The organism is Vibrio sp. 1978 (genome assembly GCF_033344345.1).
The window spans coordinates 30,722-52,023 of record NZ_JAWPOP010000014.1; the positions used below are offsets into that span (position 1 = coordinate 30,722).

The window sequence follows — 21,302 nt, forward strand, 5'->3', positions numbered from 1 at the left end:
ACTTACTTCTCCTAATTTACTCATCTCGATAGAATTATGATTGGCGTCTCTTTTTAAAACGGCCTGAGCTACTTCTTTTGTTCTTTTGAAACTCTCTTGCCAGTTCAAAAATGTTTTGTGAGCAACGTTGTACAGAATGAAACGGATGGGATTCTACGAATCGTAACTTGGCTCTTGTGATGGCGACATACATTAGATTCAACTCATCTCGAATTTCGTCTTCTGTACGCTCGATTAATTTCAATTGGTCACAAAAATCATCCCCTAGCACCACCTGGTCAAACTCTAGGCCTTTCGTTCTGTGGCAAGTTCCTACGACAACTTCAGCAGCCTCAATATTATCCACTTTAGAACGCTTCAAGTTCTCATAAATATCAAACAAACCAGTATCATATTTAGAGACAAGTCTGAGGATTCTAGCCATATCGATGTTTTTCGTTTTTTTTGCAACTTCTACGAAATCTTCGAATGTAGTAAAATCACGCTTAAAGTCACGTGAGCGTATTTTATCGTACTGCTCTAGCTTCAAGTAGAGTAAATCAAAGAGCTCGTTAAATGGATAGTTATTAAAACCTCCAGTCCAGTAAATGCTCTTGCCACGTTCGTCAGCTTCTATCGCGACTTCAATCGTTAATACGATCGTACGGTTGATATAGGCTATCTGGAGATTTTCATCTAAATCGTTTTCTGAAGTTAAAACAGACTCGATAATGCCATTATCGGTCCCCTTAAGCCGTTCATGAACACCAAGTTGGTTCAGAAAGGCATTGGCATATGTAGCAACCTGTTCATTGAAGCGAAATGACTGGGTTAATGAGAAAACTTCGGCTCCACTATTTTCTTGAACTTTCAGTGCATCTTCGGCACCGCGATAACGATAAATTTGTTGCGACTCATCGCCACATACATAGACTCTCATATTAGTTTGAGCTTTCATAAAAGCTCTCACTGCAGGGTTAAGGTCTTGCCCCTCATCTACAAGTAGCACATCAAAATGCTCGCTCAAATCTACTTGGGCAATAGAGAAACCTTTTAGGTAACCATCGTGCGTCATGGGAACCGGACTTTCCAATAACTGCATTTCATTCCAGATTTGCTTGGCACTAGAAACTAGCTGCTCTTGAATATCCAATGATTTTTTATTTTTGGGGTTGTATGGAGCGTGTTTTTTTTCTATTTCTTGGTCTTCACTACAAAAATAGTTTTCTAAAGTAACCATAGTCCCGTTTGCGATGGACCAGTCGCACCTGAGGTGCTTTCTAATCAGCCCCATGCTGAGGTTTTCTGCAAACTTGTGGCGGTAGTATTTTCCTACGAATTGATATGCTAACTGATGGCCAGTGAGTGATAGACAATTGGGAGGTAAATTAGCGGCATCTGCGATCGGACGATTATAAGTAATATAGAGCATTCTTAGCTCTGGATATGCATTCGCGAACAATCTAAATAATGTAGTTTTACCAGTTCCTGCAAGCGCTTTGATCACAGCAAGCCTAACAGGTTTGTATATGACGTTTTGTTGTTCTAACGTTGGTTTCATTCTGCCCCCAAAGCCGTTTTAATATGGTATATTGTGACAGCAAAACAAAAAGCAGTCAACTATCATATATAATAAACCCCGGAAAATATCCAGGGTTTATCAATTAGTTAGATTTCAGTTTCTAGAGATTACATTGGTGAGGTTTTTCGAGATTAGAAACCGTTAGTGGCGTTAATTCATCGCTAAAGCAATGGTACTCATCAACGAAGTTCTTTTCACACATACGGTAGGCAAAGAGCTCATTACCCACATTTGGAAGCATAAGTTTTCCATTTGTAGTGTCTGTAACTAATTCAGCACCTGCCACATCTAATGAATCAAGGCTTGAAACTTTATAAACTTCTATTTTGGTGTTATCGCTAGTGACATGATCATTTAACTTAAACTCCCCCATTGAACAAACATCAATAGAACCACCGAGAGTATCTAAGTAAAACTCTACATCACACTCACCAGCTAGTGGACTTTTTAACGCTACCCCTTCCTCTGACAACTTTCTCATTTGAAGCATTGCCTCATATGCATTCAAAACACCATAGCCGCAATATCCATTGTCACAAGAATAATTAAGAAAACCACTTCCCGCTTCACCGACCATTGGTTTGCCTGTCGATTGTTTAAGAATGGTAATGATTTCTGTAGGAGTTAAATCGGGACTTTCGTTGAGCATTAGTGCAATTGTGCCCGTTACTAGAGGTGTCGAAAGACTCGTTCCAGCCGTTTCGGTGTAGTCCAAAGCTCCATCATTATTCGAATCAACGATTGTCGGCAATGAGAGGCGGTCACCATAAGCAACAATGTCTACGTTAACATCAAAGTTAGAAAACCCAGACTTATATCCATCTAATTGGTTTGAGCCTACTCCGATCACACCGGGACAATCTTTTGGTAACCCTGTTTCATAATTAACGCCTCGATTCCCTTGCGCTGCCACAAAAGTAATCCCCTTATCTTGCGCTACTCGAATCGCGTCTTGAACGTCACCACCACACATTGTGTTCCGCAACGTTAACGACATATTTATAACATCAACTGGCTCTGAAATTAGCGGTACACCAGGAACCTCTTGTCCACTCAGCCACTTGATTGCAGCAGTTAAGTCTTCAACTTTTGCTTCACTACATTTCAGTGCTCGAGCTGCAACCAATTCAACATCAGCTACACCTTTTACGCCATCCCCTTGAGGGTTGGCACCAATTAGTGATGCAACCATATTGCCATGACCTATATCGCAGTGTTCACCACGGTCAGATATCGGTGTGTCAAAATTTGCTGTGTAACCTTCAGTTCCGATAAAACTATATCCATCAACAAAAGGAAGCTCTGGAGTATTTAAAAAGCCTCCATCTATAACACCCACACGTGTCACGTTATTGGTTTTTGCAGTATCTCTGGCCTTAGAAATACTATTCGCCCCTTTAAGTAAGTCTTGGTCTGCCCAATAGGTATTTAACTGTGACTGGTGGTAACCAGTTGAGTCTGACATCGCTAAAGGATCGACTCCTTTAAATAAGATAGGTTCTGCAATGTTCGCATGAGCATAACCGTTAAAAACTGCAGCGCTAATTAGTAGAGATAGGGTGATTTTGTTCATTCTATTTGTCCTTAAATGCTGCAATTGCCGTAAGTAGGGTCAGTTAAATTTTCAACAAACTGAAATTCAGGGTTGAACTTGAAAACTGACAGTTCAGTAAACTGACCGTAGTTCACATTACCTTTAAAGAATGAATAGCCTGTCGAAGAGGCATTGAAATCCACTGCTGGGAGTACACTCAGGCTATTCTCTTTTGCGGCAATCTTGTTCAGATGATCTATGTATTGTTTAGCGCTTGCGTTTAGTTCAGATTCAAAACTTGATAATGGATTAACAAGTAGAGTCTCTATACCACCATTATGCACCTTGCTTACTGCCAACTTGATGTCGTTTAGTTTGTCCAGGTATACCTGCTCATCAAATTCGGGTGTAAATGGGAGCTGACCATGACCCATCAATAAAAAAACCTTTTCATAAGCATGTTGGAGTGATTGTAGCTCCGAAAACTGCTTAATCTCTTCACTGTTATCGATGTACGTTGAAGCGACTTCAAGACGCTCATTAAGACTTGTGTTAACAATATCAAGGCTAAAGTTCGTAGATATTTGCTCGCTGCCATCTTCAAGTGTCAGTGTGAGGCTCAAATCACCTGAAGACTTAAGTAATTCATCTGCTGAAAGAATTAAATTCGATTTATTTACAGACCAATGAATATTTTTTTCATATTCACTTAGAGGAATTTGATTGAGAACCGACTGTGGATCTCTTACAGTAAGAGTGTAGTTATCTGATTTTGAGTTTGTTTCTAATTGGACGGTTATTGACTCCCCATTCTCCACTAGTGATTGAGTTGGATCTGTTACAGTAAGTACAAGTGACTTATCGCCACTACTGCTATTGGTGCCACCACCTTCTCCGCCACCACCACAGCCAGATAGGACTACTAAAATCGAGAGTGCTAAGTAGTTTTTCACTTCAAATCCTTTTTTTTATACGTAAATGACATAGATTAGTTTTCTAAATAAACCAGCGATTTCGCTAGTTTATTGATTGCTCTCAGATTATCCTTATCCAGATTCACGTTTTGAGCTTGCAGTTCAACTTTTGTCGTTAAGTTGAGGACTTAGAATGCTTTTTCATAAGCTTTTCTTTCAAAGCGGGCAATTTTCGCTCAGATGTCTCGTATTCGACAGCTAGTTCCAAGAGCTCATCATTACTAAATCGACTCGTTAACCCAACGATCGCTGCCAAGCCTTTTGACATGGCGCCTTTTTTTCGTGCGTTATCCACAACGCTATTACGAGTACCCAATAATGAATACACCCCTAACTTCGACATACCCAGCTTCAGGAGACGACTCTCCAGAGCATCATAATGCTTCACTTTACAGCGCTGTGACTCTGTAACGCTTAAGATAGGATTGTTTACACTCTGAGATAGAATGTGGATCTGTTGCTCTTTTGGCATTTTCAAAAGAAAATCAACGCATCGAATATGCGATTCCTTTACAGGTTCGTCGGGATTATTTTTGTACTTTTGAATCGCGACTTCATTTGAGCCAAGAAAATAAGCTAATGAGCGTACAGACTGCCCCTTTCTCCGTGATTGCAATTCATCAAAAGGTAATTTGTCTAGATTTTTCTGAAAGTCACTAAATAACATTATGCCTTTATGTTGCGGTTTTCCCGCAACATACCTTAATCTAATTAATCCGAGATAATATCTCTTCAAGAAGGACTTTGTCGTTTTCTAAGGCCTCTGTCGCTGACAATCTGCCCTGCCCAAGCTTAAGGTTTTTGTAAAGGTACCAAGTACCACGTTTGTCTATAATTCGAGCATCTAAGCCTAAATCAAGAACTTCACCGTAGTAATCGAAACCCTTACCAAACAATATTTTGGTTTCAGCTTGTTTAAATGGAGGGGCAAGTTTGTTTTTGACAACCTTAATCCTGGTTTCATTACCCATTGTACAATCGGTGACTTTATAGCTCCCCGTTCTGCGAATATCAATTCGCGTTGTAGCGTAGAACTTTAAAGCATTTCCACCTGTTGTTGTCTCAGGGTTTCCAAAACCACCAATTTTAAAACGAATTTGGTTTATGAAAATAGCCATGGTATTCGTTTTCTTTAGAATACCTGTTAGCTTCCGGCATGCTTGCGACATTAACCTCGAATGAAGGCCCATACTAGCTGCCCCCATCTCTCCTTCTAACTCCATTTTAGGACACATTGCTGCGACACTATCGATAACAATAATGTCTACTGCTCCCGATAGAGCAAGAGTTTCTGCAATAGACAGAGCTTCCTCCGCACTATTGGGCTGCGAAACATACAATTCTTCGCTATTAACGCCAATTAATTTGGCATATCCAGGATCAAGCGCATGCTCAACATCAATGAAGGCACAAATACTTTCTTTCTTTTGTGCTTCAGCAATGACTTCCAATGCCAATGTCGACTTTCCGGAGCTCTCCGGGCCAAAAATTTCATGAATACGACCTCGCGCTAACCCGCCCACTCCTAAAGCTTTATCAAGCTTAGGTGAGCCTGTAGATACGATGTCAAGATTGTTAGTTGTTGCTTCGCCCCCAAGGCTTTGCACAGCACCCTTGCCAAATTGTTTTTCAATTTGCCCTAAAGCAGCAGCAAGAGCCACGCTTTTAGGTGAAGGATTGCTGTTATTGCTAGCTATTGTAACCATAACTACCTCGCTCTGTTTTGTTATATATTATAGTTGAGCAAAGTGTTTGTCAATGGTATTTAATACCATATTAAATCATTTTATAGCTACTGTTTATTTCTGGAATGAGGTACTTCGGTAGGCATATAGGTAAGAATTGTATCCAGATTGATCAGGCTGTCATCTGGCTCCAGATTTCCGGCTTTTGACTCTATCTGACTTGCACTTGCATTATCAATTGGGCTAGGTAATAGCTGAATCCCAAGTACAATGCTAGAACACAGAAACCAAACAATGAGTATCGTCTTTTGCAAATTATCTCTACGCTTGTGCATCTCTAACCCTCCAATTTAATATCATATATTATAGATTGGTTTGTAAATTTTTCTATCTATATTCGGGCTTATATCGATATAGACGCAAAGTTGAGATATAGGGTTGCTCTTCAAACTTACTACGAGCTTTACTAGACCCCAGTCTTTTAGACTTTGGGGTAGACTCAATCGAAACCATAGAACCAATGAGTACCGTTCTCGCTGAATCCATATCGGTAGTTACAACAAATATTGGTAACGAAGCAACTCTTGAATGACTTTTCTCTCCCACTCCTGGTACATATCTAGTGATGTTCGCTTTAATACTTGTTGGACTTGGCGTCCGGTGCACAAGAAACTCCGAATCAGAAATCTCTGCAATTTTCTTAGAAACGATGTCAAAGCTATCAGAACCGTTATCAATGATTTCTTTAGCTAACTCAAGCGCTTCTTCTTTTGAGTATTTCTTTTGGTTACCCCACCCTTTTGATTCGTTATAAAAAACTATTTTTTTAGGTAGCGCCTCTTCTACCACCAGCAAGCGTTCACATTGTTTAAAGTGAACCCTTTGCATGCCTATCTCTGTTAATAATTTTCTTACATAATTCAATGCGGCAGTATTGCTTTTGCATTTACTCGAGGCCTTAGCTTCTTTTACAGCGTCTGAAAATGCCTTTTTGGCATGATTTACTTCTAGTAATTTGGGAACTACATCTTCAGGAATGAAGACCACTCCAGGTAACTGGTTTAACTCTCGTCCTGATTGGTATTCATCGTAAGTGATCGCCGTTATAGCTCTAATGACCGCTTTAATTGGTTTGATGTCAGAGGGATTGTTTAACTGAACGTTAAAGTACGTTTGCTCTAAGGAGTGAGCAAACGCATGAAGTGAGGATTCTAATGACTGAAGTTTTCGTATGACTGGCACACTGTGTAGTGACTTGGACACTCTTCTTCTCTCTCTATCATTTTGGATTGATTTGTTTCAACCCGCTTAGAGCCCCTTTGAGAATAGGTTGCCACCTTATCAAGGAAACCTCTATCGTTAAAAACAAAGTCAACATACTCTTCATACATCGGCAACCCAATTTTATTTTCCCAATATCTATAAGTAACTACTCTACCCCATGGGAAACTTTGGGTTAGTTGGGGCTCACCGAATATCTTAAATAGTTCAGTTTCAGTAGTTAACCCAGGATCAACTAAGTATGCTGGATTATTAGGGATTCTTGTACCACCAGCACCATATTCACCAGTAAAACCAAATACTGGATCAAGACTATCATTTTGAGCACAACCGAAAAGGGAGGCGCTCAACATTACAGCTAACATTAATTTCTTATTCATCATCTTTTCGTTTCGTCATGATATTGAGGGTTTGTTTTACAAAACTAAAATCAGGTACAACTGGCATAAATGCCGCTCTCATATACTGTCGAACTGTTCGATGTATTGAGAACAAGAACCGCCCAATAAAACTATCTATTTCCGATTCATTTAGTTCTTTGTATGTCACCTTAATTTGGAATATTGAGGCGACTACCACGACGCACACTACTGGAATTAACCAGTTAGGAACGAGTGTGTAGTACATATTCAACCCCCAAAAAATAGCCGCTATAACACCAAGTAATGGAAGAAGAGCAATTGCAGCAACCATAGGAAGCCTCCTGTTGTTTTATAATAGGTTACAGCATATACAATTTAAAATCCAATTCCTAAATTCATATCAGTGTCAACCTCTTGTTTAACTTTTTCGTCTACTTGTTTGCACTTGTCTTTTACTGGTCCAGAAAGCTTATTGAGAATTTCATTATTCACAGATGTATCTATAGTGAACTCATTAACTATATTACCAAGCTTGGCTTTAACAACTGCTGGTGGAGTTGCTTCAGCCCTGTCAACAGCTTCTATTTCAGTACTTATGTTAGAATGCAAAGATGGTTTACCTGTCCACGAACTTACCTCAACCTGCCTTAATATCTCAAGAAGGTCCTTGGGGTTTGCAGAGTACGGTAGGCTTAACTGACTACCTTCAAGTTTGGGTTCATTATTATTATCGAAAGTGATATTTAAGAGTTTAATGTGCCCATTGTTCGAGTACTTATGGATAAAGTCTTGTTTAGCTGCAATCTGCACCTCTGTAGATAAATTTCTACCAGCGTCTAAATTCGCTTTATAACCACGATACAGGTCAAACGACTGATGCTCATGTTCAACATAACCTGTTTTTCTAACGACCAAACCTTGATCAATTACTTTACCATCAATGAACTGGTTGAACTCTCCAGCCTTTTTAATCGCGTTTACCAGGAGCTCATCCACATTTAAAGAGGTCTCGGTAACCTTGCCTAATTTCTTGAGAACAGAATCCCTAAACCCTTGGAGCTTGTTAACCAATGAAACCTTAATAACTGGCTGTATACGATCAATATCTCTTAGATCAATACTTTCAGCCTTCATAGCTAACCATTCTTCCGCAAGGCTACGTCTATCTAGAGGCTTGTTTTCATCAAGGTGCCCATAGTTTTGTTTTATTGTAGCCTTGTCTTCAGTGGAAATGTTTTGCCAAACAGTCTCCATAAGGTCCACATACTCGGAGTTTGTGAACATCTTCTTAAATCCCAAGTGTACCGCTTCATGTGCAATAGTCTTTCGAAGTCCTGACTCATATGCGTTATGTTCACTTTGTAGATTCACATGCATTTCACCATTGTGGGCAACCCCAGCGAGTGTAGAGCTGTAACTTTTCAGATCATTACTAAGAAAGTTCATTGAATCTATCGTTTCATGTACACGAATCTTTAAGTAAGGGTGATTAGCCTGAATCTCTTCAAGAATCTTTATTGATTTGGGGATATCCAGCTCAGGATCTACTTGGGAAGTGGGAGCAGCACCTATTGTTCTTAACGTGTCAGGATTATGTTTTATAAAAGAATGTACAGCTTGAGCTTTACCATCACGCTCGAGCTCACTGTAAAGAATAGTTTTACCTTTAAAGCCTTCCTCCCTCAGCTTCTCTATTGCCAACATTTGATCGATAATTTCAGGCTCAGTTACTGCTTCAGGTAAAATGATTGCTCGAACATCTTTTATGGTCAGTTTTTGAATGGGGTCAGCTTTCTCAGAACCTATTGGCGAAAACCTTGTAGCCTCAGCTAGCTGGTATAATTCATTCGATAAACTATCGCTCAAAGCTTCTTGCGAAACAGGTTTGTTTAGCGATAAAGATTCCACTATTCTACTGAATACATCTTCCTTTGCTTTTGATACATCAATACCTTGGTCCACCGATAACTGGGATACTATCCCTTCAAATTTTTTAATAAGGTCCGCATAATACTCAGATGTATGGTTAGTTGGCCCAACAAGCTCACCATCCAGGGTCGCTTGTATTTTACTAAGGTCTTGGTTAGATAAATGTACTAATGCTGCCATCATCTGCGGAATAGTGACATTATTGGAGTTTTCAAGGAAGGCCATAGCTTCATGTTTACTTTTTAGTTCTACACTCGGCTCTAACTTGCATTCTAAGATGTTGTTTAATAACCAAGTATTGAAAGCATCCCTCTCACTGTACTCATCCAACTGCAAATTTAATTGTAATGATAGAGCTTCATGGTCTACTTCTGATTCTTTTGTATATACGTCTAGTAATTTTTCAAGGTGGTACCTTAAGCCCATTAATTCGTTTCGCGGATCTAATTGTTTGTATAGTGTTGTTGCAGTTTCGTCTAGTAACTCAATACTTTCTTTGGAGTCATCGAGCTGCATCTCATTCATAAACGATAAAACTTGTGATTTAACGGCGCTATCAATTTTGTCATTTAATGATTCCCCTTGCTCTAACAAAAACTGTTTAAAGTCTGGTTCAACGCCCTCAAGCTTTTGAGCAGTAGTGAACTTCAAGTACTCTTCAGCAATTTCTACTAAATCTAAATTCTGAATAAATCTTGCACCGGGTAGATTCTTCTTTGGCAAGTCTGCAAATCTTCCCTGGCTATATTGATAAGCTAAAAGTACTTCTGGTCTTTTACAAAGCTCCAGAGCAGACTCTAAACCAATTTCACTAATAGCGTTTTCTAAATTTGTTGAATCAATACCTAGATTATTTAGTGCTTCGAGCATGCCGGGCCACTCTGAAAGACGCTCCATATCCACAGTGAAGTTCGATATTAATGGGTTGTTTAATTTTCCTTGGGGTGTCCAACAATCAGACTGAGTGATCGTATTTTGAAAATCTACGATTAAATCGATACCTTGATTCGATTCAATGAACTCCTGGAAGGTATTCGTTTCTACCTTAAACCCCTCTCCACTTTTGACTTTATCTAAAAGTGAACTTAGGTTTCCATTTAAACTAAAGCTCGCAATGAGAGAGTTCTCATAACCATTTTCATGAGTCACATCCCAATCTTGCTGTTTCAAATGGTGAAGGGTGTAATAGGTATTGGCCATGCCTTGAGGCACTAGTTTTAAGGTATCTACCATCTCATTTGCTAATGGATGATCAAGGCTTAACTCTTTACCTTTAATTGAACCATTAGAAAACTCACCGTGTTCCATTAGGTTGTCTACAATACGCTCTCTATCTCGGGTAATGATATAGCTATAAACCATAATTTTAGACCTTGTTATTTATCCTCAAATGACATATTTACTATATTCCATAATCTTTATAAATTCGATTTATTTCAACTCGCGCGTGTGTTAATGTGGTATTTATACTGTGTAATTATCCTTCAGGTACAGCTCATGAAAATCTCAAATTGGCCATCACTCATTAAATGGATTATCTCTGTTGGACCAAAATCAGCCTCTACAAGTCAGCAATATATTACTTCACTGCAAAGTCGTGACCGAGACGCTTGGCGAAAACGAGTATCAAAGTTTAGCCCCAAATGTACTTTTGCTGGTGTTATTAGTGATGCAATGCACGAAAAAAGAGGCGGACTTGTAATTGGTATCGAGACTAAATGTGAAGGCAAGATAAATTTGTTGATCCCTAAAAACAAATGCAACGAAATGGATTTAGCGAAGTCGATACTATCTAATGCATCTATAGTTTCTATCACTTTCACTCCATACATTCATTTTGAGTACGGTCTAATTGGGCTAGTAGAAAGCATAAGTTCTTTATGCCACAACACAGAGAACCAAATATCAATTAAACCTAAACAATTGCCGAAAAATGCAACCTCGACCAACACTACTATCACTCAAAGTGTTCCTCGTTCCACCAATAGCTGGAACAGTTCGAGTGACGAGCAATTGATGAATTACTTGAGTCAAGATATTGGTTTGAGGCAGATAGCTTTACAGATGAACGTAACACCAAAATTCATTACAAATAGAATGCTGCAACTAAGCATAATTGACATTGACCAGTTCGCTGAAATAAAAAGGCAACTGTTAGATTTAGGGTGCTTTCAATAAATGGCTAATGCCACTTGATACCGAAGAGGATTAAACAAGTGGTAGTTTTGTAGAAATATCTATCGTAGAAGCAGCGATCAAGAAGTGCTTTGCTTGGTCAAAAACCTCAGGCAAAAACACTATCAAATGAACCAAACAAAGAGGAGCACCAACTTAGTAAATGGTCTCCGAACGGAGCACGGCTTTGAATGTCATATCACGTTTGACCTTGTTTTGACTCACAGCGTTCCGGCGACGGAACGCGATTCAATTCTTGTATAGCGCCAAATGAAAAATTTATATTAGTATCCCCGATGATGATCGTTCAGGCCTTGATATATAGCACTAGCGATTAAATAACCTGTCAATCCAAATACAGACAGAGCATTAGTATGTAGTGCACCATTGAAGTAAGTAGTGATTAGAGATGAAATAAACACCACTACAAAAATTAAAAGCGCTATCTTGAAGCCCCAGTCAACAAAGAAGTCTATTGCAGGACCAAAGCTCAAAGCTAGGTTGTTATTCTCCATTACATTCTCAAGCCTTTTCACAAGCTTCTCCTAGTTTTCTTTATAGGGTTTTCGAATAGATTTTGGCGCTTTGGGTAGCCCGTTAAGCATATCTATATGAGCTTGTTTCTTACTATGCCCTAGCTCAACTTCCTCTGCAATTTGGTAGACTCTTACCTTGCTAAACCCCCACCGATTGGCTAGGTGTGCTGTAGTCCAACCTTTTCGTTTATAGCACTCAATGTATTCGTCTTTAGTCACGGTAACAAGAAACCTATCTTTGTAAAGTATGCTTAACTATATACGTTAAGCATACTTTACTCAACAACTCAAGATTTTTAGTCTTCGCGTTTCACTAATAACATACTAGAATCTGAGTATTCGTTTAGTTTGCACATAGGCCAGCTCTTAATAATTTCGTAATTTTTTCTGTTGATTTCTAAAGGTACTTCTATCATCACATCAATGAAATGTTTACTGTTATATGGAGTAGACTGCCGATGTAATACAATTTCTAACTTATCTTCGCGTGGGATTGCAGTACTTTTTACATAAACACTCGGAGACACAACAGCCTCTACCGCGGTCCGTTCTCTCAAAAATACTAGCAATTGCTCTTTAATGTCGCTCATTATTTTTTCTCTATTTATTAATAGCTTAGCTTATACATTGTGTTTCTGTACACTCAGATATCTGACCATATACAGCGACAAAATCAACCTATAGATTCTGTTCGCACTGTATTTGACTTTTTTCATTAGGATTCTGTGATGAAAGCCTCAAATAAAAATGATAGCCTCAACATATCATTGATACCCATTAATTATCATTGACAGTCATCACCTGTTAATTGACAATGTGACTGTCAATTTTATGGAGAGTCACAATGTCATCAGTCACTGAATCCGTTTTGCAGAATTTGGAAAAAGCAAACGAGAGCGTAAGTCGTACCGAGTCAGAACGTCGAGCAAACATCCTTCAGCAATCGAAGGTTGTACTCGATGAACAGTTTGAAGTCAGCAAGGTCATTCTTAATCACTCAGTTCCACAAACCAAAATGAGCAAAATGTGTGGCTGGGACTCTGTCAACACGTTTAAGAAAAAGGAAGAAGATTGGGTGGAGCAAGGCTATCAACCACCTGAAATGATCCGTGGTAAGTATGCGTATTCGCCAGACTATATTCATGAAATTCTCGATTTAGCTGGTAAGCCAAAATGGTCTGATTTTAATCGTGGTACTCATATTATCAATGTACAGAACCAGAAAGGTGGTACAGGTAAGTCCATGACGACTATTAACCTGGCTCAGGCATTAGGTTTACAGCACCTTGAACGTATCCGCATTCTAATCATTGATTTAGATCCACAGGGTTCACTTAAATTGTTCGCTCAATCTAAGGAATACAAACAAAATGATCTGGACCAACTCACTGCCGTTGACATTATGACAGCGGATCTTGAGGGTAAAGATTCTCTATATCAAAATTTCGTGAATTATGGTTTAAGTCATGAGGATATTATTGATGAAGCAATCCTTAATACCTTCTTACCTAATGTTCGAATCATGCCAGCGTTTCCTGAGGATGAGCGATTTTCGTCTTTACATTGGCTCGGAGAAGAAAACCTAATTCCAAGATTAAAAGAACGAGTTATCGACCCTATTCGTAACCAATACGACTTAATCTTTATTGATACAGGACCTCAAATCAACCCGCTTACTTGGAGTGCACTGTACGCTTGTAATGGTTTGTTGGTACCAGTATCTCCAAAGGCTCTCGACTGGAGCTCCACAACTCAATTCTTGGATAATTTACCTAACCAGGTTCGAGCTTTGCCAGAAGGTTCAGAAGGTATTCGTTGGATTAAAATTGCCCGTACCAACGTCGAAGAAGAGAAAGACCGAGATACTGAGCTATCAAATCGTATCAAAGATGAGTACCGTTCCATGGTATTCAATAACTACATCATTCGCTCAAATGCTTTTGATACCGCAGCCAAAAATTATCGAACAGTACTAGATGTCGCTTCTAGCGAAGGTATTTGTATCCCTCGACAGCTACGTGACTCTAAGGACTCAGTAATTGATTTAGCAAATGAGCTTAAAGATCACTTAAAAGATATCGATTTATAAAGAGGGCACCATGTCAAGTCATAGAAGAAATGTCCAAGCTTATACACCAGGTGGTAATCGTACCTCGAAGTTATCATCAGATAGTGTTGCAATCACAACGAAAGAGGAGCAACTCCTTAACGAGGCAGCTCAAGCAGGAGTATCCGAACTAGAAATTGCGGTTGATGGCCAAGAAGTCTTGTTTCAACTGGTCGAAATTCCTTTTGATAAAATTGAAGCCGAAACATTCGTATCAGAGGATAATGTTCGAGATCAATCAATTATGTCTCGGCTGTCAGTTATAGATATTACCAACAAGATCTCTGATAAGGGTCAACTCTATCCCGGTCTTGCTATAAAACACACTGATTCACAAGGGGGTGTCACTTATGAAGTTATTGATGGCTCTCAACGCAGAAGCGGTTGTTTCTACAGTAAGCGCGGTTTTAAGATCTATGCTACAAGTCAAAATATTACACGCGAAAGTAAGCAGTCTTTATCTGAAGTAAGTAATACACATAGACCCATGTCTCTCTATGAGTTAGGTAAGCAATGGCTGAACCTCAAGAAAGAACAAGGTTTGAACAATATTCAGATTGCCACCGAGAAAGGCTATGACAAAAACTTAGTCTCAGCTGGTATAAAAGCGGCAGAGCTACCAAAATGGCTAATAGATGTCATTCCTAGTGTTCCTGATCTAGGAAGACCTTCAATAATTGAATTAGACAAGAAAATAACTAGCCTTTCTGATAAAGAAAAATCAGGCTTTGAAAATTTTTGCTCATCTTTATTAGAAGAGACAGAAAACCTAAGGCTTACAGCATTAAGTGCTAAACACGCCAACGCTCAAATCGTAAAAAAGATTCTGTCATACAGCTATGCCGAGCATGATGAGGATCAAGGGCAAGATGCATTGACAAAGCCAAAGAAACTTAAGAAGAAACTTGATAACGGCTCTGAAGTTCACGTAAAACATGACTCCTTGAAAGGTGAGTTCAGTTTCACAGTTAAAAATATAAGCGATGAGCAAAAGCAGCAGCTTGATCAGCTTTTAGGAGATTGGGGATTATCCATATAGTGTGGCGTTTATCTATCATGCTGAAAAATTGGGCATTTAACTGTTTATAGTGTCATTTTCTTTGAACTAAGCTGTAAACCTGTATATAATTCGCTTCGGAGTTAAATTGCCCCCAAGCGTTTATCTCTGTCCCCCTCTTACGCTTTTGCGTAGGAGGGGGTTCTTTTTTTCAAACCAGAAAATATACAACTCCCCCTCCCCTAATATCTTTACTTGATCAACTCCAAACTTGCGAAAATAAGCTTGTAGCCACAGAATTCTTTAGGCCAGTGTATCCTTTTACTGATATAAGTTACTCTTTTATCAACCTCAATGGCTTGTACTATTTTAAGAGAGTGATGAGAGCAAACCAATGGACTTGTATACTAATCGAACTTCAAAAAATGATTTCATTAAACATGGCATCACAGATCATATAGAAGATGGAATGGACTTATTCATTGCTTCAGCTTTTTTCACAGAGTTTGATGTTATAGATGAGGTCCTTGGAAAAGGATGTAATTTAAAAATCATTGTGCGACTTGGTTTTCCAACCTCACCATCTGCACTAGATAGATTACTAAACAATAATAAGGTTGAAGCTAGGTTCTTCACGACCAACTCATTCCATCCTAAGCTTTACATTTTTGGTGATAAGTCCATCTTGTTGGGTTCAGCGAATCTAACTCGATCCGCCATATATTCTAATCAAGAAGTTATGATTGGCATCCACCCGGAAGATCATAGATTTATAGAACTGCAAGAGTTATTCAGTGAATACTGGCGTGACGCAAAAGTGCTCAATAGAGATGCAGTCAAATGCTATCGGAGTATCTATAACAAGTACTATCATGCAAATAAACTATTAAATGACATGGAACACGATGTCATCGACACCATGGGGGATGTGAACTTCTCGAACATCAATCGCGGTAAAAAGAAAGCATCACAGAAGTCTATTTTCCAAGATACATACCAGCGTTCATATCAAGAATCAGTTAGTGCTTTTAATCGAATAGTAGAAATCTACAAAACCTTCGATAGAAAAGTTAACGGTGACTTAATACCATTAAGATTAGAAATTGACTCATTCTTCAGCTTTGTTCGCGACTTCTATGCCACTCAAGACACTTGGAAGCACCAACCTCTTGGATGGGATGAACAACAACGGTCTAAAACGGCAAAACTTATTAATGAATGGATGAATACAAAATGGGAACATTTTGAGGATCGCATTGTTCCGCATAATTATCCCCTTATAAAAAAAGTCCTCGGTTCAAAGGAAGCAATCATATCAGCTTCAATGATTGATATAGTTGAGGCACTTTGCGTTCTGCACTCTTTCCATGACCGGTTTCGCTTCTACAAAGGTGGCCTCAATACATTAAAGGAGAGCTTTATGGGAAGTAATGAAGAACAGAGGGTAAAAAAGACTCTGATATACCTACTATACGGCACTGGAGACCCTGTAACACGTATGGCAAACTGCATATACGATAGTGAGTATAAGTTGAACCAATTCGGAAAATCTAATGTTCAGGAGCTAATTGGATGGATTAACAAAGAAGATTTGCCAGTCATCAACGGTAGGACAACTAAAGTACTAAGATACTTCGGCAACAAAGTTGTTCAAGTAAGTGAGTAACGAAAGTTATAGTTATTGACGCCTCACTTCTGTTGAAATGAGGCAATATGATATCCTAAAAACTACGCTACTTCTTCTACCTCTGCATCGGTCTCAATAAGTCTAATCATTTGCTCATATAAATTAGTCCGCTCAAAGTTCTCCTTTGTATATTTGCTTCGAAGATACTTCTCTACCCCTTTGACAGTTACATTTCTATCTGATGATAATGGTTGCTTAAACACTTGAGCCAGCAACTGGCAAAAGTCATGCCCATTCGCGGTCTGATATATACAATAACCAGCTTGATTTAACTCTACGTATTTATTGTATATGTCGATACAATGAGTTTGTTCTACTCTCGGACTTCTTCTGATTGCAGCTTCGATTAAGATTTGAATGTTTATTGACACATTAAAATCGTTAACCGTCACAGCTTCGCTAGTAAAGTAGTTCATACCTTTGAATCTCACATTCAAATTCAGCAACCTACAAGCGAGTTTTACAAGACCGATTTCATTACAGACGCTCATCAGATTACTCATTAATCTCTGACCAACTTCATCGATCTGCATCGGACCCAGAATATGATTTTGTGTATGTTCAGTTATAAAATCTGTGATAAATTCATCATGAAGCATCATAATTTCTGCATCATGCACGTCCGTCATAAATGTATCGTTGTAAGTCTTTTCTAGTACGTGGTCGAAGTCTGCATCGACTATACCGTAAACTTGATTAGAAATACGAGTCCTCAGCCTATCAACAGCTTCTATGACATCCGCCTTTCCACTTGCTGGAGTGCAGTAAAAGAACTCTGTATTTCTCAACACCATGTTAAACAGAGTAATATCGGAGTCGCCTTCAACAACAAATATAATCCTATTGCCTACGTGGTCAGTTTGGACCTGTAAAAGCAGAGCGCTAAATTTAGTTTCATCGCTACGTTCTCTGGTAGCATCTCTTAAACTCGACATAACTAGTTACTCTTTGCAATCACATGCTTGTCAAAGAGGTCAATTGAACTTTCCCATTCATCACCAATCACATCCGGTGAATGCGTTGTTACTATAAGCTGTGAGTAGTGATTAAACTTTGATATTTGAGAGAACTCATTAAGGAGGTCTTTCTGCCATGAAATGTGTAGAGATACCTCAGGTTCGTCTATCAAAATGATTGCACCATTTTCTGCTTTGAAAATTAGATCAAAGAAAATAGATACTTGGTTCTTCTCGCCTGAAGACAACTTTTCTAAAGGTATATTAGCACCAACATGATTGAAGAATGCGAAGCCGTATTCCGGGTTAACTGCTATAGTTTTAAATGAAAACTTTTTCTTCTCAATTAGCTTCGAGAACTCGCTCAAACGTCCTACAAAGTCTTCATGCAAAGATTCTTCATAGAATATTTCATCCAATTTATCACTCAAGTTAATGGTGTAGTCTGATACAAGGTTTAAGTCATTCAATTCGAGATACTTACTCGACTTTGGTAGCAATCCGAAACGAGTGTAAGGTGCTAACAGGTCTTGTAGGCCAACTATCCTCTCTTTCTGCATGTACGGTAATGCGTTATTTTGAACTTCGTGTGATTCTATTGAAATGCATGAAAATAAGTCATAAACCAACTGGTCAAGCTTGTGCAATTTACTTAGCGCAAACTTCATTTTATCTTCTAGAAACGCTCTTTGCTTTGTAATGATGCTATATGCTTCAGTTTCGTCATTCAGATGTACAGAATGGATAAGAATAGAAAAAGCTTTTCTGTAATCAAATACCTTTTCTTCAGACAAGTTTTGGGTTGAAGGAATGATGATCTTTTTTGCGTCATTAAGAAATGACTCGATCTGCATACCAGATTCTGAGTTGAAGTAACGGACAAGACCAAGATTGGTTTTCAGTTCGAATGTATCAAAACTTATTTTAGATAATTCTTTGTAGTTATTTGAGATAGCATTATGAATCAATTTGAGAAGCATAGTCTTACCATAGCCATTGGGGCCTGTAATAACCACATGATCGGACTCTGGAAGTTCAATGTCATAGTTTAAAAAACCAAACAGATTCTTAACTGTAATTTTTTCTATTCTTAGGAACATTTTGTAGTATTTTTATTGAAAATTATGTCGCATTGTACCATTAGAGGTAATGTCGTAAAGTGCATATTGATTCTGGGTATTTCTGTTTCTGTGGGTTATTCAGTGATTTATGGGTAATGACCAAAGACCAACGTAGCTTGAATAGTAAAGATTTATTAGTCTGAACTCTTTACTTTATCTAGACGATTTATATCCACATTCTTAACCAAAGCATCTGCATCAAATATCAATTGATTTTTTTCATTAACTTTTGGTCTGAATAAAACTAGTACTTTACCAAACTCCCCTTCTGCCTCAGCTGTTAAGGTCGTATTTCCTGAACTATCAACCAAGTAGTTTGTTGAGTCTGAATCCAACCTTCCAATTCGGCCATTCACGTGAATAATTCCAACGTCATAGTCTCTTGATGACAAACTCTCGGAAAAATACTTTTTTAACTCTTCAGGGTTATCCAATATAGATTCAGGGTCATCAACGTACGCACTTGCAACCTTAAGTTCTATATTCTGTTTATTATGAATTGATGTATAATCCGGCCCATTTGGAGTATTTGAAATGCCAGGGCTAACATATAAGCCCACAATTGCCCAAATTGCTGAACATGATGTAACTATTGCTCCTCCACCTTTTGATGAAACCTTGAGATTGTTCCATTCGATTAGTTGCTCCTCTTCCTTTAACGAGGCGCCTCTTTTGAAAATTTTATAACCAAAGTACGCAACGAAAGAACCAATAGAGAAACACAGAAGCATCCCTATACCGTTAAAGACAATAATACCCAATCCTTCCATGGATCTCCCTTATCTTAATTTTACTATTATTTTGTTAATTCATCTAAACAAGCTTAGATCATTCTTGTATCAACAGAGCTCAAACTTAGATTCTTTTTTCTTAGGCTCACCTTACATTCTGTTTACTTATGAACTATTAGTTATTCCGAAAGTATTTATCTGTATTCATTAATTCGTATCGGCAAGTGAGCTTTTTCTAAGGAGTATTTTGTGGCTACCATTCATTCAAACGCATTTGAATTTAATCTCGATGGCTTAACTAATATCAATTTCATAGAACAATCCCATTGTATCACCCATGGTCAACCTTATGATGGAGTCCGTTGCTACAACGCTTGTCACAAGGAGCCAGCAAAATTGGTTGTACTTGCTGGCAGGAAGGGGTCACATGAAGTTTCTAACTGGCTAGTGTCAAATGTAAATTGGCCCAAAGAAAACGGCCTAGGAGGTGCAATAGCAGATACCTATATGGATGACATTCCACGTAAACTCAATTTTGCCATTCGTGGTTGTATCATACTCACCATTTTCGGTATTGAGTACACAATCGAAGACATTGTCCTCGCACAAGGTAAGTCTGGTGCTTACAACAACTGGTGGCTTGGTTCGAGCTCAATGATAAAGATAAAGGCAGAAAACATGACAGATTCATATGCTCAGGAGCTGTCCGAAATGGCCAACAAGTTGATTATGGCAGGACTATCTAAGAGTTTCGCTAGAGCAATCAATGCTATCGGCATTGGAATATACAAATTAACAAAACCACATAAAGTGGGTCGTTGTCTAATTGGGTGCACGAATGACCAATTCGATAAAAGTAAGTCCGTGGTTTTCATAAGTATGAAAAACAGTTCGGCTGATGCAACTATGATGGGTACTTACGCGCTTGATTCTGAAAAATTGTAGTATTTAAAACACTTTAGATTAAGAATATACATTGTATATTCTAATACTTTTTTTTGAACAACCATGTTGATTAATAGTTAATCAAGAGTTCTGGAACACTATGCCAGATGGATATCTGAGTAATATACACTGTATACTATTTTAACAAATAGCTCCCTTTAAAATATACAGTGTATATTTACAATGTGACATCAATACTGGTCCCATTAGAATATACACTGTATATCACCCCAAAAATTCACATCACTTAAGCGTATTGATTAACTTAATTAAACTATCTGGGTCAGAGGTGTAGAGCGATACCAGCTCCTTTTTACTTAGGTTAGTTAGTATCTTGGCTATCAAATCCTGGTTAGTATTGGTTACTAGGTTCTGAACCTTAAACTCTGAATACCCCATAACCATCGCAACATACAAGTGCCTGTTTTCCTTAAACCACTTCCAATAGGCAGACTTAGAGAAGCCTTCATCTACAAGTCGATCTGGAGCACTAGGCAATCCTAGTTCGGCGTTAACCTCTTTTATGGTTTCCAATTCCACCAGCCTGTTGACAAATAGCTTTAGTTCATCGTAATCATTACAGTAGTTGAATGCATTATCCAACATGAAAGCCTGTTTCGGCTTTGATTTCTGCCACAGTTTTATTGTGCTTTCACTCTGTTTAAACGCTTCAGCTAAGAGAGATAAATCGTTTTTATAGTCATAAGTAAACATAATTGTT

At 38.5% G+C, this 21,302-nt stretch carries 20 protein-coding genes; 5 read left to right on the forward strand and 15 right to left on the reverse strand.

Features of this window, described 5'->3' with window-relative positions; all coding sequences use genetic code 11:
* Positions 1 to 34: 34 nt before the first annotated feature.
* The 9 genes from R8N49_RS14675 to R8N49_RS14715 form a co-directional block, all read right to left on the reverse strand.
* Positions 35 to 1,540: a 3'-5' exonuclease gene (locus R8N49_RS14675; RefSeq protein WP_025633969.1), complete on the reverse strand. Its 1,506-nt coding sequence runs from the start codon at positions 1,538 to 1,540 to the stop codon at positions 35 to 37.
* 121 nt (positions 1,541 to 1,661) lie between these two features.
* Complete coding sequence (locus R8N49_RS14680; protein ID WP_077202322.1) at positions 1,662 to 3,134, reverse strand: S8 family peptidase; 1,473 nt, start codon at positions 3,132 to 3,134, stop codon at positions 1,662 to 1,664.
* 11 nt (positions 3,135 to 3,145) lie between these two features.
* Positions 3,146 to 4,048: a hypothetical protein gene (locus R8N49_RS14685; protein WP_025633967.1), complete on the reverse strand. Its 903-nt coding sequence runs from the start codon at positions 4,046 to 4,048 to the stop codon at positions 3,146 to 3,148.
* A 136-nt stretch (positions 4,049 to 4,184) separates the two neighbouring features.
* The gene (locus R8N49_RS14690; protein ID WP_025633965.1) at positions 4,185 to 4,736 is read right to left on the reverse strand and encodes a hypothetical protein; all 552 of its coding nucleotides are present in this window, start codon (positions 4,734 to 4,736) and stop codon (positions 4,185 to 4,187) included.
* Between the two features lie 40 nt (positions 4,737 to 4,776).
* The gene (recA, locus tag R8N49_RS14695; protein WP_044129452.1) at positions 4,777 to 5,775 is read right to left on the reverse strand and encodes a recombinase RecA; all 999 of its coding nucleotides are present in this window, start codon (positions 5,773 to 5,775) and stop codon (positions 4,777 to 4,779) included.
* 366 nt (positions 5,776 to 6,141) lie between these two features.
* The gene (locus R8N49_RS14700) at positions 6,142 to 7,017 is read right to left on the reverse strand and encodes a hypothetical protein (RefSeq protein ID WP_138058891.1); all 876 of its coding nucleotides are present in this window, start codon (positions 7,015 to 7,017) and stop codon (positions 6,142 to 6,144) included.
* Positions 6,966 to 7,415: a hypothetical protein gene (locus R8N49_RS14705; RefSeq protein ID WP_025633962.1), complete on the reverse strand. Its 450-nt coding sequence runs from the start codon at positions 7,413 to 7,415 to the stop codon at positions 6,966 to 6,968. The genes R8N49_RS14700 and R8N49_RS14705 overlap by 52 nt, the downstream gene beginning before the upstream one ends.
* Entirely contained in the window at positions 7,408 to 7,728 is a 321-nt protein-coding gene (locus R8N49_RS14710) for a hypothetical protein (protein ID WP_025633960.1), read from the reverse strand. Before R8N49_RS14710 ends, R8N49_RS14705 begins: the two co-directional genes overlap by 8 nt.
* Positions 7,729 to 7,772: 44 nt before the next feature.
* Complete coding sequence (locus tag R8N49_RS14715; RefSeq protein ID WP_225455763.1) at positions 7,773 to 10,688, reverse strand: hypothetical protein; 2,916 nt, start codon at positions 10,686 to 10,688, stop codon at positions 7,773 to 7,775.
* Positions 10,689 to 10,823: 135 nt separating this feature from the next.
* Between R8N49_RS14715 and R8N49_RS14720 the strand changes: the two genes are divergently transcribed.
* Positions 10,824 to 11,504: a hypothetical protein gene (locus tag R8N49_RS14720; RefSeq protein ID WP_025633958.1), complete on the forward strand. Its 681-nt coding sequence runs from the start codon at positions 10,824 to 10,826 to the stop codon at positions 11,502 to 11,504.
* A 281-nt stretch (positions 11,505 to 11,785) separates the two neighbouring features.
* Here the strand turns inward: R8N49_RS14720 and R8N49_RS14725 are convergent, their stop codons facing one another.
* Positions 11,786 to 12,037: a hypothetical protein gene (locus R8N49_RS14725; RefSeq protein WP_025633956.1), complete on the reverse strand. Its 252-nt coding sequence runs from the start codon at positions 12,035 to 12,037 to the stop codon at positions 11,786 to 11,788.
* Positions 12,038 to 12,333: 296 nt separating this feature from the next.
* Positions 12,334 to 12,627: a hypothetical protein gene (locus R8N49_RS14730; protein ID WP_025633953.1), complete on the reverse strand. Its 294-nt coding sequence runs from the start codon at positions 12,625 to 12,627 to the stop codon at positions 12,334 to 12,336.
* Positions 12,628 to 12,881: 254 nt separating this feature from the next.
* On the opposite strand from R8N49_RS14730, the gene R8N49_RS14735 reads away from it, so the two are divergent.
* The 3 genes from R8N49_RS14735 (at position 12,882) to R8N49_RS14745 (ending at position 16,807) form a co-directional block, all read left to right on the forward strand.
* Complete coding sequence (locus R8N49_RS14735; RefSeq protein WP_025633952.1) at positions 12,882 to 14,126, forward strand: ParA family protein; 1,245 nt, start codon at positions 12,882 to 12,884, stop codon at positions 14,124 to 14,126.
* 10 nt (positions 14,127 to 14,136) lie between these two features.
* Positions 14,137 to 15,183, forward strand: a complete 1,047-nt coding sequence (locus R8N49_RS14740) for a ParB N-terminal domain-containing protein (RefSeq protein WP_025633951.1) — start codon at positions 14,137 to 14,139, stop codon at positions 15,181 to 15,183.
* A 352-nt stretch (positions 15,184 to 15,535) separates the two neighbouring features.
* Positions 15,536 to 16,807, forward strand: coding sequence for a phospholipase D family protein (locus R8N49_RS14745; RefSeq protein WP_025633950.1), 1,272 nt, complete (start codon positions 15,536 to 15,538; stop codon positions 16,805 to 16,807).
* A gap of 62 nt (positions 16,808 to 16,869) precedes the next feature.
* On the opposite strand, the gene R8N49_RS14750 is transcribed toward R8N49_RS14745, so the two are convergent.
* The 3 genes from R8N49_RS14750 to R8N49_RS14760 form a co-directional block, all read right to left on the reverse strand.
* Complete coding sequence (locus tag R8N49_RS14750) at positions 16,870 to 17,763, reverse strand: DUF4435 domain-containing protein (protein ID WP_025633948.1); 894 nt, start codon at positions 17,761 to 17,763, stop codon at positions 16,870 to 16,872.
* Positions 17,764 to 17,765: 2 nt separating this feature from the next.
* The gene (locus R8N49_RS14755) at positions 17,766 to 18,884 is read right to left on the reverse strand and encodes an AAA family ATPase (RefSeq protein ID WP_025633946.1); all 1,119 of its coding nucleotides are present in this window, start codon (positions 18,882 to 18,884) and stop codon (positions 17,766 to 17,768) included.
* Between the two features lie 155 nt (positions 18,885 to 19,039).
* Positions 19,040 to 19,675: a hypothetical protein gene (locus R8N49_RS14760; protein WP_025633944.1), complete on the reverse strand. Its 636-nt coding sequence runs from the start codon at positions 19,673 to 19,675 to the stop codon at positions 19,040 to 19,042.
* A gap of 210 nt (positions 19,676 to 19,885) precedes the next feature.
* Between R8N49_RS14760 and R8N49_RS14765 the strand changes: the two genes are divergently transcribed.
* Positions 19,886 to 20,581 (forward strand): hypothetical protein, encoded by a 696-nt coding sequence (locus R8N49_RS14765; RefSeq protein WP_025633943.1) that lies wholly within the window; start codon positions 19,886 to 19,888, stop codon positions 20,579 to 20,581.
* Positions 20,582 to 20,824: 243 nt separating this feature from the next.
* Here the strand turns inward: R8N49_RS14765 and R8N49_RS14770 are convergent, their stop codons facing one another.
* Positions 20,825 to 21,295, reverse strand: a complete 471-nt coding sequence (locus tag R8N49_RS14770; RefSeq protein ID WP_025633942.1) for a hypothetical protein — start codon at positions 21,293 to 21,295, stop codon at positions 20,825 to 20,827.
* Positions 21,296 to 21,302 lie beyond the last annotated feature (7 nt).

Coding starts and splice junctions, on each gene's coding strand:
- R8N49_RS14760 (WP_025633944.1), bottom strand. CDS start 19,675: ATGGAAGGATTGGGTATTATTGTCTTTAACGGTATAGGGATGCTTCTG.
- R8N49_RS14705 (WP_025633962.1), bottom strand. CDS start 7,415: ATGAATAAGAAATTAATGTTAGCTGTAATGTTGAGCGCCTCCCTTTTC.
- R8N49_RS14680 (WP_077202322.1), bottom strand. CDS start 3,134: ATGAACAAAATCACCCTATCTCTACTAATTAGCGCTGCAGTTTTTAAC.
- R8N49_RS14750 (WP_025633948.1), bottom strand. CDS start 17,763: ATGTCGAGTTTAAGAGATGCTACCAGAGAACGTAGCGATGAAACTAAA.
- R8N49_RS14720 (WP_025633958.1), top strand. CDS start 10,824: ATGAAAATCTCAAATTGGCCATCACTCATTAAATGGATTATCTCTGTT.
- R8N49_RS14710 (WP_025633960.1), bottom strand. CDS start 7,728: ATGGTTGCTGCAATTGCTCTTCTTCCATTACTTGGTGTTATAGCGGCT.
- R8N49_RS14730 (WP_025633953.1), bottom strand. CDS start 12,627: ATGAGCGACATTAAAGAGCAATTGCTAGTATTTTTGAGAGAACGGACC.
- R8N49_RS14715 (WP_225455763.1), bottom strand. CDS start 10,688: ATGGTTTATAGCTATATCATTACCCGAGATAGAGAGCGTATTGTAGAC.
- R8N49_RS14675 (WP_025633969.1), bottom strand. CDS start 1,540: ATGAAACCAACGTTAGAACAACAAAACGTCATATACAAACCTGTTAGG.
- R8N49_RS14740 (WP_025633951.1), top strand. CDS start 14,137: ATGTCAAGTCATAGAAGAAATGTCCAAGCTTATACACCAGGTGGTAAT.
- R8N49_RS14745 (WP_025633950.1), top strand. CDS start 15,536: ATGGACTTGTATACTAATCGAACTTCAAAAAATGATTTCATTAAACAT.
- R8N49_RS14735 (WP_025633952.1), top strand. CDS start 12,882: ATGTCATCAGTCACTGAATCCGTTTTGCAGAATTTGGAAAAAGCAAAC.
- R8N49_RS14690 (WP_025633965.1), bottom strand. CDS start 4,736: ATGTTATTTAGTGACTTTCAGAAAAATCTAGACAAATTACCTTTTGAT.
- R8N49_RS14755 (WP_025633946.1), bottom strand. CDS start 18,884: ATGTTCCTAAGAATAGAAAAAATTACAGTTAAGAATCTGTTTGGTTTT.
- recA (WP_044129452.1), bottom strand. CDS start 5,775: ATGGTTACAATAGCTAGCAATAACAGCAATCCTTCACCTAAAAGCGTG.
- R8N49_RS14770 (WP_025633942.1), bottom strand. CDS start 21,295: ATGTTTACTTATGACTATAAAAACGATTTATCTCTCTTAGCTGAAGCG.